This is a genomic window from Nocardia huaxiensis, from assembly GCF_013744875.1.
In the GTDB taxonomy this organism is placed as follows: Bacteria; Actinomycetota; Actinomycetes; order Mycobacteriales; family Mycobacteriaceae; genus Nocardia; species Nocardia huaxiensis.
Genome location: NZ_CP059399.1, coordinates 1882846 through 1896593 on the forward strand (window position 1 = coordinate 1882846; position 13748 = coordinate 1896593).

Sequence of the window (13748 nt, forward strand, 5' to 3'; positions counted from 1 at the left end):
TGGGGTGAGTACTTATGGTCACCCATCCAGTTGTTTGCTGTTCGGTAGCTGTAAAGGCTGAGTTGGAGTCGGATCGCGTCGGGCAGTAGTGCTGGACGCCTGTCCGGCACGGGAATTCGGGTCTCCCGAGGTGTTAAGAGGGGTTGACGAAATCGGTCGCTCGCGCACGACTGGACGGGTGACCGCCGTCGGTTGATCGACGATCGCGCAGTGCGTGAACCACCACGATTGCAAGCCCGGCGCCTGCCAGAACTTCACATGCATCTCACGGATGGCCAGCGTCTGCGGATCACGGACGAGCTTGGTAGTACTACCCGGATCGCCGCTCACCGAATCACTCCGCCAGATCATCGCGAAGTCCGGATTGACCAGGCAGTTCTCCACAACCTCCCGGGCGCGGTCGTCCTCCCCGCGCCGGGCCAGCTGCAACCGGAACAGCCCGACCGAGTTCTGTGCCTCGCCCATCCAATCCACCAGGACCGTTCGGGAGAGGGGATTGAGGAACAGCCACTCCAGCATGTTGGTGCCCGGATCCAGCTGTTGGAAGATCGCCCGGTGCGGTTCGTTGACCGCGAGCATGTCCAGGGTCGCGGAGATGAAGGCCGCCGGTTTGGGCAGCAGCTGCAGGTACTCGAGGTCGCTCTCGGATGGATGATCGGCTTCGATGCGGGGCGCGGGGCCTTCGGCCAAAGTCAGCGCGTACTCGTGTTCGGCGCTGTTCAATTGGAGTGCGCTGCTGAGGGATTCGGTGACCCGGCGGGACGGGTTCGCACCGGCCTCTATCTTGGTGAGGTAGGGGACCGAGAGGTTGGCGAGCCAGGCCAGTTGGGGGCGGGTGAGATTGGCGGTCGTGCGGCGCTGGCGAATGAACTCGCCGAACGTGGGAACTCCGTTCATTAGTTAGCTTGACCTTACTTGTATAGCTGATAAGTACACGCGCGGTTGCCAACTGATACACGCACGGTGGTGCTGGGAGAGGCTGCGCGGTATCCCGTTCTGCTCCAATAGTTTGAAACAACAACAATCCAGGAGTTGAGTTGGGGCAGCATCCGCACTCGGTGATGGGAGTCAATGTGACCGTGGGACCTTGGGTCGTCACTCCCGAAGCCGAGGCAGCAATCCATACCGAAGTCGCCGGCATCATCCACGCGTGGGAGCCCGTCGCGGCCGGGCGCTACGAGGATCGCGACGGCGATATCTGGGAGAAGGATCCGCGCGGCTGGCGGCTGGTGCTGCAGGCCGGTGTCGCGGTCGAGCCCGACGCGGTGTGGGACTGGAACGACGGGCACGTCGTCGACTACGCACCCTTCACGCCTTGTAGCTGAACGGTTTTCCGCTCACGGAGAACATCCTTCCGGACATGTCAATTTTTGTTGACGCGCTCCGAGTGTCAACGTAAATTGACACTCATGAGTGAAGCAACGACTCTGGCGGCCGCGGCCGGCAGCCCCGATCCCCAGGTGGGACTGCGGGCCGTGCTGGCACTGCGCCGGCTGCTCGAGCGGCTCGAAGCCATCCAGGTCAGCAATGCCCGCGGGCAGGGCTGGTCCTGGCAGGCCATCGCGGACGCGCTCGAGGTCAGCCGGCAGGCGGTCCACCAGAAGTACAACCGGAAGGGCGGTATCCGCTGATGTTCGAACGATTCACCAAGGACGCCAAATACGCGGTCGTCATGGCCCAGGAGGAGGCGCGGGAACTGCACGCGCACTCCATCGGGGTCGAACACGTCCTGCTCGGACTGCTGGGCGCACCCGACGACGAGCTCGCGCAGATGCTCGCCGACAACGGCCTCACCGCCGAGAGCGTGCGAGAAGCGCTGGCGCGCAAGCGCGGTGGCGAACCGCTCGGCGCGGAGGACGCGGAAGCCCTGCGCTCCATAGGAATCGACCTCGACGCCGTGCGCGAGAGCCTGGAGGCCAGCTTCGGAGAAGACGCGCTCGACCGGGCGCTTCCGGAGCAGAGCGGTCGCTGGGGCTTCTTCCGCGGCGCGAAAGACCGCTCCTGGGGCCACATTCCGTTCACCGGCGAGGCCAAGAAGGTGCTCGAACTGTCCCTGCGCGAGGCGCTGGCCCGCAAGGAGAAGACCATCGAGGCCGGGCACATCCTGCTCGGCATCCTGCGCGCACCCAACGAGACCACCCGCCGGCTGCTCGGCGGCGACGCGGGAGTCACCCGGCTGCGCGACGCCACCAATGCCTACCTCGATCGCGCCGCCTGAGCGCCAGAACGTCCGGTCCGCTCTACGATCGGGGCATGACGCTCCTGATCCGTCTGGTAATCACCGGCTTCGCCATCTGGCTGGCCTCCGAATGGGTGGGCGGCATCGACATCCGCCCCGACGACACCACCTCCGACAAGCTCATCGTGCTCGCGGTGGCGGCGGTCATCTTCACCATTGTGAACGCGCTGGTGAAGCCCATCGTGAAACTGCTGTCGCTGCCGCTGGTGATCCTCACCCTCGGCCTGTTCCTGATCGTGATCAATGCCCTCATGCTGTGGCTGACCTCGGTCCTCACCGAGACCACCAAATACCAGCTGCACGTCGAGGGCTTCTGGGCGGCGGTCTGGGGCGGCATCATCATCGCCCTGGTGAACTGGGTCCTGGGCGTGCTCGTCCCCGACAACGACTAGCTGATCGCCGCCTAGGCGAAGACCAGCGCCACCGCTGTCGCCAGCGACCACACCAGCAGCGCCAGACCCGTACCGGCAAGCGCGGGAATCAGATTCGGCCCGCCCTTGCCGGTACGCACCGGCTCGTTGGCCTTGATCGCCAGCGGCAGCGCCACGAGGCCCGCCAGCGCGAACGGCGTGACCGTCACGGCCAGCACGATCGAGGCCAGGAACGGCACCGCCAGCAGCACCACATGCAGTGTGCGCGTACGCGTGTCACCCAGCCGCACGGCCAGGGTGAGCTTGCCCGACACGGTGTCGGTCGGAATGTCGCGCAGGTTGTTGGTCACCAGCACCGCGCTGGAGAACGAACCCACCGCGATCGCACCCGCCACACCCGCGATATCGATGCGATCCGCCTGCACGAACTCGGTGCCCAGCACCGCCACCAGACCGAAGAACACGAACACCGCGATCTCACCGAAACCGCTGTAGCCGTAGGGATTCCGGCCACCGGTGTAGAACCACGCACCCGCCAGGCAGGCCGCGCCCACCAGGATCAGCCACCAGTGACTGGTCGCCACCAGCACCAGCCCGATGACCGCGCCCGCCACCAGGCAGCCGATGGCGGCATTGCGCACCGCGGTCGCGCTGGCCAGCTTCGAACCCACCAGGCGCAGCGGGCCGACGCGCTCGTCGTCGGTGCCGCGAATGCCGTCGGAGTAGTCGTTGGCGTAGTTCACGCCGATGATCAGGGTCAGCGAAAGCAGCAGGCACAGCGCCGCTTTCCACCAGTTCACCCCGTCGATCGAGGCGGCGGCGCCCGTCCCCACCAGGACCGGGGCGATAGCGTTCGGCAAGGTGCGCGGCCGAGCGCCCTCGATCCACTGTGCTGCTGTAGCCATGTCTGGCAGCCTAGTGCGAGGGCGTGCGGCGGGGCGTGATCAGGATTCGGCGGCGGCCTTCAGCCGGGCCAGGCCCTGCTCCATGTCCTTGCCCACCATCTTGTCCATGGGGATGAGCTTGCCGACCAGACCCATGAGACCGGTCTGCTGTCCGGTCATGCGCCAGGTGACGGTGGTGGATCCGGCGGCGTCCGGGGCGAATTCGAAGCTGACCTGGTTGGTGGCCTTGAACGGCTTCTCGAAGTGCAGGCGGATGCCGATCTCCTCGCTGGTGGCGGAGGTGATCTCCATATCGCCGCGGCCGGCCTTGCGATTGCCGTTCCAGAAGTAGCGGGCGCCGATGCCGCGGTCGGCGCCGGTGTAGGTGCGTTCCATATTCGGGTCGAGTTCTTCCCAGGGCGACCACTTGTGCCACTGGTGGAAGTCGTCGATGAGTGCCTGAACCTGCGCGGGATCGGCCTTGATGACCGTATCCCGGTGTACGTCGAAGTCGGTCATGAAAAGAGCTTAGGCGCAGGCAGACAGGTTGGAGACGCATACCGCACCGACCGGTCCGGCGAATCGGGCGTTCGCCGACCCGCTCACCTACGATTGGCGAGGAATGGTTTCGGAAACAAGCAGTCCTGACACCACCGGGCACCCCCGGCCGACCGCGGACGCCCCGGTACTCGTGGCCCTCCTGGGCGAGATCGCGCTCCGCCGCGACGACGCCCTCGCACCCGTACCCGGAACCCGCGCCCGCCTGCTCGTCGCCGCCCTCGCCACCCACCCCGGCCGCAGCCGCAGCGCCCAGGCGTTGATCGACGACATCTGGGGCGACGACCCACCCCGCGCCCCCATGAACGCCCTGCACACCCAGGTCTCGCGCCTGCGCGCCACCCTCCCCGAAGGCGTCCTGGAAATCGGCCCTGCCGGCTACCGCCTCCTGCTCGACCCCGACCAGGTGGACCTCACCCGCGCCCAGCAGCTGGAAACTCGAGCCCGCCAAGCCCACAACGCGGGCGACGACACAACCTGCCTCGCCCTGATCGCCACCGCCCGCACCCTCTGGCGCGGTGAACCCGCCGCCGACCTGCCCGCAGGCTCGGTCGCCGATGAACTGACCAGTGTCGCCGCGGCCCGTCACCAGGCCCTCGACACTCTGGAACTCGCCGCCCGGGAATTGATCGGCGACCTCCCCGGTGCAATAGCCCTGGCCCGCAACGCCGTCGCCGCCCAGCCCTTCGACGAACCGGCCCACGGCACCCTCATGCGCCTGCTCGCCGCGTCGGGCCGCACCAACGAAGCCCTGGACGTCTTCGCCTCCCTGCGCACCCGGCTGGTGGAGCAATTGGGAGCGGACCCCGGCGCGGCCCTGACCGCACTGAACACGGCCATCCTGCTCGGCGAACCCATACCCGGCGTGCACTCCGCGCATGGTCAGTTCGCGGCCGCGGGTAGACCGGGGTACGCGCGCGACGACGCCCGTACGGGCGCGATCCTCGACGGGCCCCCGGTGAACCGCGCACCCGCCGCCCCGGGCAACGCTACCGACCGATCTCGCGCGGATGCCTTGCCGCCAGACTCCAGCCCACCCGACGGCTACGGTGATGTGAGCGGTCGTACCGCCTCCGATACAGCGGATCGCGCTGCGGTGCAGAGCCATTCGACTGAGCGTGGGACCGGGCCGGATAACCGTTGGCAATCGGATGTCGCCGAAGCGCGGGGCGAGACAACAGTGGAGCCCGCGGTCGCGCAAGGCAGCAGGCTCGCGCGCGGCGGTGCAGCTTCCATCAGCAACTCGGTGGAGCAGGGTGCGGCGGCCTACGGCAGCCCGGAATCCCACGGTATTCCAGCGGCGCGGGGTTGGATGTCCACGGAAGATGTTGCGACGGAACAGTATCCAGAGGACTCTCCACTGTCACCGGCGCGTGGCCCGGGGCAGCAGCCGTTCCCGGTGGAGCGGGCGGGCGGGGGCGAGCGGGCGGGGATCGGGTTGCGGGTGGCGCCCAATCCATTGCTCGGGCGGGAGGCGGATCTCGAAGCGCTACAACGGTTGCTGCGGACTTCGCGGGTCACGACCGTGCTGGGGCCGGGTGGGACCGGGAAGACCCGGGTGGTCAATGAGCTGGGGGCTCGGGTGGCTCGGGAGAAGCCCGTGGTGCTGGTGGAATTGGCTTCGCTGCGGGCGGATTCCAATCCGGCGGACACGCGGGCCGACGTGGAGACGGCGATCGCGGCCACACTCGGCGTCACCGAGATCAGCCGGGACACGAATGTCCTGCGGCCCGTCCCTGCCCGCGATATCCGGCAGCGGCTGCGGGATGCGCTGGGGACGCGGCCGATGCTGCTGATCCTCGACAATTGCGAGCATCTCATCGACGCGGTCGCCGAGGTGGTGGCCGACCTCATCGGGGCCACGGATCGATTGACCGTCCTGACCACGAGCCGAGCGCCGCTGGAGATCACCGCCGAGACCGTGTATCCGTTGCCGCCCTTGGTGATCGACGCGCACGGCTCGCCCGCCACCGATCTGTTCGCGGCGCGGGCGCGGGCGGTGCGGCCGTCGGTGCGGCTGGATCCGGAGGTGGTGGCGCGGTTGTGCCGGACACTGGACGGGTTGCCGCTGGCGATCGAGTTGGCGGCAGCGCGGGTGCGCACCATGAGCGTGGAGGAGATCGAGACCCGGCTCGAGCATCGATTCGCGTTGTTGCGCAGTGGAGACCGCAGTTCACCCGAGCGGCATCGGACTCTGCACGCGGTGATCGAGTGGAGCTGGAACCTGCTCGACAAGGAGCAGCGGGCCGCGCTGCGGCGGCTGTGCCGGTTCACCGCCGGATTCACCCTGCGGGCCGCCGAATCCGTCATCGAGGACGACGAGATCCGGGATGCCGCAACGGCCGTCGACGGTCTGGTCGGCCAATCACTGCTGACCGTGCTGGACGACGACCCCGAACTCGGCAGCGTGCGTTACCGGATGCTGGAAACCGTCCGCGAATTCGGCGAGGAGCAGCTGGAGCTCACCGGCGAAGCGGATCTGGTAATGGACCGGATGTCCTGCTGGGCAAGGGATTTCGTGTACGACGTGGCGCGGCGGTACCCGACCTCCGAACAGGTCGGCGTGGTGCTGGAGATGTCCACCGAGCAGGAGAACCTGATCGCGGTGCTGCGCTACGCGCTGGACCGGCAGGACGTCGCCACGGCCAATATGGTGTTCGCGGCGCTGGCCGGCCTGTGGGTCATGCGCGGCGCGCATATGGAATTGGTGTCCTGGTCCCCGCGCCTGCTCGCGCTGCCCCCGCAGCGCGGGTCGCTGACCACCGAGCAAGCCGATCTGCTCATGTTCGCGCAACTGCTGCTCGGCCTGCACCTCATGTTCGTGCAAACCGGCCTCCGCGACGCGGCGGTGGTGCGCACCCGGATCCGGCGACTGTTGAACGGGGACACGTCCCTCACGCCGGTATTCCGTTTCCTCGGTGAGCTGGCGGCCGGGACCAGCGCCGTCACCGCCGTGGCGCGCAAACTCGCGGAGGGCGCACGCTCCGACGACCCGCGCATCAAGGTGTCCTCGCTGCTGTTGCGCGCCAATATGCGTGAGAACGCCGGTGATGTATACGGCTCCAACCACGATGCCTTGCGCGCCCTGCGGGTCGAGGGCGCCTACGACCTGTGGGGCACCGCCATGGTGTGCCAGCATCTGGGCAGCATGTACGGGCAGTCGGCGCGGTACGCCGAATCCGTCGACTATTACCGGCGCACCATCGACATCATGCAACGGCTGCGTGCCCACGAGGAAGTCGTGGAAATGCGCAGCTACCTTGCGGTTTCGCTGGTCGGAATCGGCGATACCGCGCAGGCGCGGCGGGAGCTCGAGGCCACCCTCGGCATGGTCGGGCTCGGGCTGGTGGCCGACTACTCCTCGGCTCCACCCAACCAGCGGAGCGCGACCGTCGTCGCCGGACTGGCGGAAATCGAACTCGCCGAAGGGGATATCGAGGCGGGGCTGCAGCATTTCCGGCAGGTGCTGACCCTGCTCGACTGGCCGAACGGTCAGGTCGCGCCCGGTCCCGGTGACCTCATGCTGGCCTCCGCGGTGGTGGACGCGTATGTGCTGCACGGCCGCGCGCCGGAGATGGATCAGGTGGTGCGCGAGTTGCTCGACCTGGCGGTGCCGCGCCTGGTCCAGTACTGGGATCTCCCGCAGATCGGCGCGGTGGCCTGTGCGGTCGGTACGCACCTGCTGGGCGTCGGCCGGCACCCCGAGCGGGCGCTGAACCTGCTGGCGCTCGCGCCGAGAGTGTTCGGGCGGCAGGACTATCCGTCCATGCGCATGCGGCGGCATCAGGACCTGCATCGTGCGACCGTGGGTGATCAACGGATGACCGACGCTGTGAATGCTGTTGCCGGATTAGGGCGTCGGACGGCGGCCGCGCGAATCATGGACGATATGAAGGTGATCCACGCGGCCGACTGCCTCTGACTCAGATCGAATTGCGGATGTACAGCGCGACAGCGTGAGTCCTGTTGTTGGCGTTGAGCTTTCGCATGGTGTTGGCGATGTGCATTTTGACCGTCGATTCCGCGATGTAGAGCTGGGAGCTCATGATGCGGGTGCTCAGGCCCTGCGACATGAGTTCGAGGATCTCGGTTTCGCGTTCGGTGAGCCGTGTTTCCAGGAGGGCGGTCTCGTGCATGGTCGAATCTCCATCCCGTCGAATCGGTCGATACTTGATTGGACGGGCGTGCGTGCCGACCGGTTCCCCTCCTGTGAGGGGCGTCACAGCAGGCCCCGGCCGGTGGATTCCGGTCGGGGCCTTCGGATTCGGGGATTTCAGGCGTGCTTCATGTACGCCCGCACCGTGAGCGGAGCGAAGATGGCGATCACCACCACCGAGCCGAGCAGCGACCACGCCAGATCCGCGGTGTACGCGCCATTGTTCATGAGCTCACGAGCGGTATTGACCATGTAGTAGATCGGATTGACCTTGTTGATGCCCTGCAGCCAGCCCGGCATGGTGGACACCAGCGCGAACGCGCCGGACATGAAGGTCAGCGGGAACATGATCATCATCGAGATGCCCTGCACGCCCGAGGCGCTCTTGCCGTTCACACCCACCAGCGCCCAGATCCAACTGACCGCGAACGAGCAGAACACGACCACCAGACCCGCCAGCACCACGGCCAGGAAGCCGCCGCCGGGCCGGTAACCCAGCAGCAGGCCGACCGTCAGGGTCAGCACGGTCGCCAGGCCGTAGCGCACCACATCGGCCAGCAGTGCGCCCGCCAGCGCCGAAATACGGGCGATCGGAAGGGATTTGAACCGGTCGAAGACGCCCTTGTCCATATCCTCACGCAACTGGGTCCCGGTGACCACGGAGGTCAGCACCACGGTCTGCACCAGGATGCCGGGAATCAGGGTGGGCAGATAGTCGTGCATGCTGCCCGCCATCGCCCCGCCGAAAATGTAGGCGAACAGCGCGGTGAACAGGATCGGCTGGATCGTGACGTCGAACAGCTGCTCCGGATTGTGCTTGATCTTCAGAATGCCCCGGTAGGCCATGGTGAACGAGTTCGCCACCGTCTGCCGGAACGAAATGTGGTTGCTCACTTCGGGAATCGGCGCCGGGGCCGCGGCGTGGCGGCCGGCCGGCGCGGTGATGGTCGTGGTCATGCCGCGCTCCGTTCGGTGTCGTTCTCGTCCTCCGCGCCGTGACCGGTGAGGGCGAAGAACACCTCGTCCAGGCTGGGCTTGGCGACATTGATCTCTTCGACCCGGATATCGTTGTCGCGCAACCGGAGCAGAATGTCGGTGGTGACGGTGGGGTCGGGCAGCGGGGCCGTGATGCGGCCCGCCTCGGGGGTGATGGTGGCCTCCACGACCCGGCCCGACGCGCGAGACAGGAACTCGCCCACCAGGGTTCGCGCCTCCTCGATGCGGTCCCGGTCGGCCAGCGTGAGTTGCAGCGCCGAAAGACCCACGGACGCTTTGAGTTCGTCCGAGGTGCCGTCGGCGATGACCTTGCCGCGGTCGATGACCGCGATCCGGTCGGCCAGCTGATCGGCCTCGTCCAGATACTGGGTGGTGAGCAGGACCGTGGAGCCCTCGCGCACCAGGCGGCGAATGGTGTCCCACATCTGGGCGCGGGTGCGCGGATCCAGACCGGTGGTGGGTTCGTCCAGGAACAGCAGCGGCGGACGCGAGATCAGGCTGGCGGCCAGATCGAGGCGGCGGCGCATACCGCCGGAGAAATTCTCCAGCGGCTTGGCCGCGGCCTCGGTGAGCCCGAACTCCTCCAGCAGCTCCGCGCTCTTGCGCCGGGCATCCGCCTTGGACAGCCCCAGCAACCGCGAGAAGATCACCAGATTCTCGGTGGCCGACAGTTTCTCGTCCACCGACGCGTACTGCCCGGTCACCCCGATCAGCGAACGCACCGCGGTGGGTTCGGCCACCACGTCCCGCCCGAAGATCCGCGCACTGCCCCCGTCCGGGCGCAGCAGCGTCGCGAGCATCCGAATAGTCGTGGTCTTCCCGGCCCCATTGGGCCCGAGCACGCCATAGACAGCCCCCCGCGGCACCGCGAGACTCACGCCATCCACCGCCCGCTGCTCCCCGAAGACCTTGACCAAGCCGTCCGCCTCGATGGCGAGTGCCTCAGCAGGTGTGTAAGAAGTCATGCCACAGACTCTGCGGCCGAGGTCTTACACGCCCCTTGCACGGCGATTGCGTCATCGACGCAAGCCCTCTTGCACGAGGGGTGGCCAAAACTCTTTTGGAATTCTCAGGGGCTTCGCCCCCGAACCCCCGAGGAGAAGAGCGGGGCTTCGCCCCGAACCTCATGAAGTTGGGCCGGGCGGGTCGAGCGCGGCTGAGTCTGTGGGGTTGGGCACGGCGGGATTGGCGGGCCGAGCGCGGCTGAGTGTGTGGGGTTGGGCCCGGCGGGATTGGCGGGCCGAGCGCGGCGGAGCTTGCGGCTCGGGGCCGGTTGTTTGGCCGGGCGCAGCCCTATGGGGGTTTGGGGGCTAGCCCCCTTTCCTTCCGACCTCAGTTGGTGGAGCCGGCCTGGAGGTATTCGCGGACCTTGGCGCGGTCGGGCTTTCCCGGGCCGATGAGGGGTAGTTCGTCGAGGATGAGGAGTTCGCGGGGGGAGGCTATGGCGTCGAGTTCGGCGACGACGTGGTCGCGGAGGGCGTCCAGGGAGGGCGGGGCCATGCCCGGGGCGGGGACCACCGCTACCGCTACGCGTTGGCCGAGGCGTTCGTCGGGGAGGCCGAGGACCACGCATTCGGAGACCGCGGGGTGGGTGATGAGGGTGGCTTCCACCACCTGGGGGATTACCAGGAGGCCGCCGGTCATGATGGCCTCGTCGAGGCGGCCGGTGATGGAGAGGACGCCGTTCTCGATGAAGCCGGCGTCCTCGGTGCGGAACCAGCCGGGGGTGGCGAAGGCGGGGTGGTCGGGGAGGCCGCGGTAGCCCTTGGCGAGGGTGGCGCCGCCGAGCATTACGCGGCCGTCCTGGATGCGGATCTCGGTGCCGGACAAGGGGACACCCTCGTAGACGCAGCCGCCGCAGGTTTCGCTCATGCCGTAGGTGCGGACGACGTTGATGCCTGCGGTGCGGGCCCTTTCGAGGACCGGGGCAGGTGTCGCCGCGCCGCCGACCAGGACCGCGTCGAGCTGCGATAACGCCGCGGTGGCCACCGGCTCGTCGAGGGCCTTGATCAACTGGGTGGGGACCAGGGAGGTGTAGCGGCGGTCGCCGCGCATGCCGGCCACCGCGCTCGCGAGGCCCTGGGGGAGGAAGCCGCCGGAGACGTCGAGGATGGTCGGCTCGGTGCCCGCGAGAATGCTGCGCAGCAACACCTGGATGCCCGCGATGTGATGGGTGGGCAGCGCCAGCAGCCACTGGCCGGGGCCGCCGAGACGCTCGTGGGTGGCGTCCCCGCTGGCCCGCAGGGCGGACGCGGACAGCATGGCGCCCTTGGGGATTCCGGTCGTCCCGGAGGTGGTGACCACCAGGGCCACGTCCTCGTCGATGGGCTCGCCCGGACCCAGGCTGCCGCTGAGTCGCTTCGCCTCCCGGCGATCCGCGCTGGGCACGGGTAGCCAGGCAGGACCGTTGCCGTCCAAGGCTTCCCGGAGATGCGGCATAACGTCACCCAGTCCGGAGCCGGTGGGCATGGGAAGTGTGCGGAGGGTGCTGCTGCTCACGTTCGCGATCGTGTCATGTCGTCGGGTGGCGGCGCACGAACGGGTCGGCGCCCCTGGGTCGATGGGTCGTTCGGTCAGTCGGACGTCGGTGTCGCCAGCGGCCAGCCGCCGGCTGCGAGCCGAGAGGCCACCCGAGCGATATCGTCCTCGCCGGGCTGCTCCTTGGCAACTCGGGCAATGGCCGCTTCGATGTCGGCGCGCGCGATGTCGTCGGCCGCCACGCGGTCGCGCACCAGATGCTCGACCACCAGCTGCACCTCGTAATCGGTGAGCCGCCGATGCAGCACCGCCAGCAGCGCCACATAGTCCGACTGCGGAATACCCTGCGGATATCCGGCTTTCAGCCAGTCCAGCACCTTCTGCAGGACAGCGCTCCACGACTGCGGCGGCCGGATCGCATCGGGGCGACCGGCGGGGTTCGGCGATTCCTCTGAGCTCAATCTCGTGCCTTTCGGTACGGCGGCGTCACGCGCCGAGCAAATGTATGCCGAGCCGGGAGGCGAGGAAGCCACGTGCGATGAAGAGCACACCGACCACCACCGCGATCATGACTACCCCGAAACAGGTGGCGGACACCATGATCGACATCGTGCGCGCGGAACCCGTGGCCCCGTCGTCGATCCGGGCGCGATGCCGGATGCCGAGCGCGAAGATCGTGGGCAGCCCGGCCCCGAACAGCAGGGCGGCCAAGGTGACCTGCCAGAGGTCTTCCAGATTGGACAGGAACGTCTGCATGGTTGGCTCCCTAGCCGATTCCGTTGCTGACGGGCTTGCCGTCCTTGCGGGACGCCTTCGCCGGTGTGGCGGCGGTCTTCGCGGCCTGGTCGCCGGCCGCGTCCGCCGTGTTCGCCCCGGTCGCACCCGCGGCATCCGGCGCCTGCCAGTCGTCGTTCACATTGTGCGAGTTCACCGCATTGCGCTTGGAGCGCAACCAGATCAGCGTGGCCATGGCGATCAGCAGCGCGAACACCACCAGCACCCCGGCCGTCCCGCCGATGGCGTGCAGGATCGCCCAGCAGATGGCACCCACCACACCCGCCATGGGCAGGGTCAGGATCCAGGCCACCACCATGCGCCCCAGCACCGCCCAGCGCACCTCCGCGCCCGGCCGTCCCAGCCCCGAGCCGAGGATCGAGCCCGTCACGGTCTGTGTGGTGGACAGCGGCAGCCCGAAGTGCGCCGAGGTGAGAATGATCGCCGCCGAGGTGGATTCGGCCGCGAACCCCTGCGGCGGCGCGATGTCCACCAGCCCCTTGCCCAGCGTGCGAATGATGCGCCAGCCGCCCAGGCAGGTGCCCGCCGCGATGGCGACCGCGCACGACACGATCACCCACAGCGGCAGCGGATCGCTGGCCTTGGCGGATCCGTGCGCGATCAAGGCCAGGAAGATGATGCCCATGGTCTTCTGCGCGTCATTGGTGCCGTGCGCGAGCGAGACCAGCGAGGCGGAACCGATCTGCCCCCAGCGGAATCCGCCCTCCACGGTCCTCTCGTTGCTGCCGCGCGTGATCCGGTAGACCAGCCACGACCCGATGGCCGCCACCAGCGCGGCCACCACGGGCGCCAGCAGCGCCGGAATGATGATCTTGGCGAGCACACCCTTGTGGCCCGAGGTCCAGATGACCCCGCTCCAGCCGAGCGCCGCGATGGTCGCACCGATCAGACCGCCGAACAGCGCGTGCGAGGAACTCGACGGCAGGCCCAGCAGCCAGGTGAACAGATTCCACAGAATGCCGCCGACCAGACCCGCGAACACGATGTCGAGCAGTGCCTTACCGCTGACTTCGGAGAGGTCGACGATGCCCTCGGCGACCGTCGCGGCGACGGCGACGCTGAGGAAGGCGCCGATCAGATTCAGAGCTCCGGAAAGGAGTACGGCTGTACGCGGGCGGAGCGCACCGGTTGCGATCGAGGTGGCCATCGCGTTCGCGGTGTCGTGGAATCCGTTGGTGAAATCGAACGCCAGGGCCGTGAGAACAACGATCAGCAGAACAAGCAGTTCGGCAGACACGCGTCCAGTCTGCGCTACGCCATTAACGATTCGT

The 13748-nt window shown here is 67.8% G+C and carries 15 protein-coding genes; 5 read left to right on the top strand and 10 right to left on the bottom strand.

Features of this window, described 5'->3' with window-relative positions:
• Window positions 1–18 precede the first annotated feature (18 nt).
• Window positions 19–897, bottom strand: a complete 879-nt coding sequence (locus H0264_RS08545) for an MmyB family transcriptional regulator (protein WP_181583466.1) — start codon at window positions 895–897, stop codon at window positions 19–21.
• Between the two features lie 176 nt (window positions 898–1073).
• Between H0264_RS08545 and H0264_RS08550 the strand changes: the two genes are divergently transcribed.
• From H0264_RS08550 to H0264_RS08565, 4 genes are all read left to right on the top strand, one after another.
• A complete protein-coding gene (locus H0264_RS08550; RefSeq protein WP_181583467.1) occupies window positions 1074–1325 on the top strand; it encodes a hypothetical protein in 252 nt (83 codons plus the stop codon).
• Window positions 1326–1409: 84 nt separating this feature from the next.
• Window positions 1410–1631, top strand: coding sequence for a helix-turn-helix domain-containing protein (locus H0264_RS08555; RefSeq protein ID WP_181583468.1), 222 nt, complete (start codon window positions 1410–1412; stop codon window positions 1629–1631).
• A complete protein-coding gene (locus H0264_RS08560; protein ID WP_181583469.1) occupies window positions 1631–2218 on the top strand; it encodes a Clp protease N-terminal domain-containing protein in 588 nt (195 codons plus the stop codon). The genes H0264_RS08555 and H0264_RS08560 overlap by 1 nt, the downstream gene beginning before the upstream one ends.
• Window positions 2219–2253: 35 nt before the next feature.
• Complete coding sequence (locus H0264_RS08565; protein ID WP_181583470.1) at window positions 2254–2631, top strand: phage holin family protein; 378 nt, start codon at window positions 2254–2256, stop codon at window positions 2629–2631.
• Window positions 2632–2642: 11 nt separating this feature from the next.
• Here H0264_RS08565 and H0264_RS08570 read toward each other — a convergent pair whose 3' ends face one another.
• Window positions 2643–3515, bottom strand: coding sequence for a 1,4-dihydroxy-2-naphthoate polyprenyltransferase (locus H0264_RS08570; protein ID WP_181583471.1), 873 nt, complete (start codon window positions 3513–3515; stop codon window positions 2643–2645).
• 39 nt (window positions 3516–3554) lie between these two features.
• On the bottom strand, window positions 3555–4013 hold the full coding sequence (locus H0264_RS08575; RefSeq protein ID WP_181583472.1) for an SRPBCC family protein: 459 nt from the start codon (window positions 4011–4013) through the stop codon (window positions 3555–3557).
• A gap of 103 nt (window positions 4014–4116) precedes the next feature.
• Between H0264_RS08575 and H0264_RS08580 the strand changes: the two genes are divergently transcribed.
• On the top strand, window positions 4117–7974 hold the full coding sequence (locus H0264_RS08580) for an AfsR/SARP family transcriptional regulator (protein ID WP_181583473.1): 3858 nt from the start codon (window positions 4117–4119) through the stop codon (window positions 7972–7974).
• Between the two features lies 1 nt (window position 7975).
• Here the strand turns inward: H0264_RS08580 and H0264_RS08585 are convergent, their stop codons facing one another.
• The 7 genes from H0264_RS08585 to H0264_RS08615 all read right to left on the bottom strand — a co-directional run bounded on the left by H0264_RS08585 (window position 7976) and on the right by H0264_RS08615 (window position 13714).
• On the bottom strand, window positions 7976–8188 hold the full coding sequence (locus H0264_RS08585; protein ID WP_181583474.1) for a response regulator transcription factor: 213 nt from the start codon (window positions 8186–8188) through the stop codon (window positions 7976–7978).
• A gap of 137 nt (window positions 8189–8325) precedes the next feature.
• Complete coding sequence (locus H0264_RS08590) at window positions 8326–9165, bottom strand: ABC transporter permease (protein ID WP_181583475.1); 840 nt, start codon at window positions 9163–9165, stop codon at window positions 8326–8328.
• Complete coding sequence (locus H0264_RS08595) at window positions 9162–10169, bottom strand: ATP-binding cassette domain-containing protein (protein ID WP_181583476.1); 1008 nt, start codon at window positions 10167–10169, stop codon at window positions 9162–9164. Before H0264_RS08595 ends, H0264_RS08590 begins: the two co-directional genes overlap by 4 nt.
• A 367-nt stretch (window positions 10170–10536) precedes the next feature.
• Entirely contained in the window at window positions 10537–11673 is a 1137-nt protein-coding gene (gene menE / locus H0264_RS08600) for an o-succinylbenzoate--CoA ligase (protein ID WP_181585380.1), read from the bottom strand.
• A 104-nt stretch (window positions 11674–11777) separates the two neighbouring features.
• On the bottom strand, window positions 11778–12143 hold the full coding sequence (locus tag H0264_RS08605; RefSeq protein ID WP_420832048.1) for a DUF3349 domain-containing protein: 366 nt from the start codon (window positions 12141–12143) through the stop codon (window positions 11778–11780).
• A 25-nt stretch (window positions 12144–12168) separates the two neighbouring features.
• Window positions 12169–12438 (bottom strand): hypothetical protein, encoded by a 270-nt coding sequence (locus H0264_RS08610; RefSeq protein ID WP_181583477.1) that lies wholly within the window; start codon window positions 12436–12438, stop codon window positions 12169–12171.
• A 10-nt stretch (window positions 12439–12448) separates the two neighbouring features.
• Window positions 12449–13714 (bottom strand): inorganic phosphate transporter, encoded by a 1266-nt coding sequence (locus tag H0264_RS08615; protein ID WP_181583478.1) that lies wholly within the window; start codon window positions 13712–13714, stop codon window positions 12449–12451.
• Window positions 13715–13748: the final 34 nt, after the last annotated feature.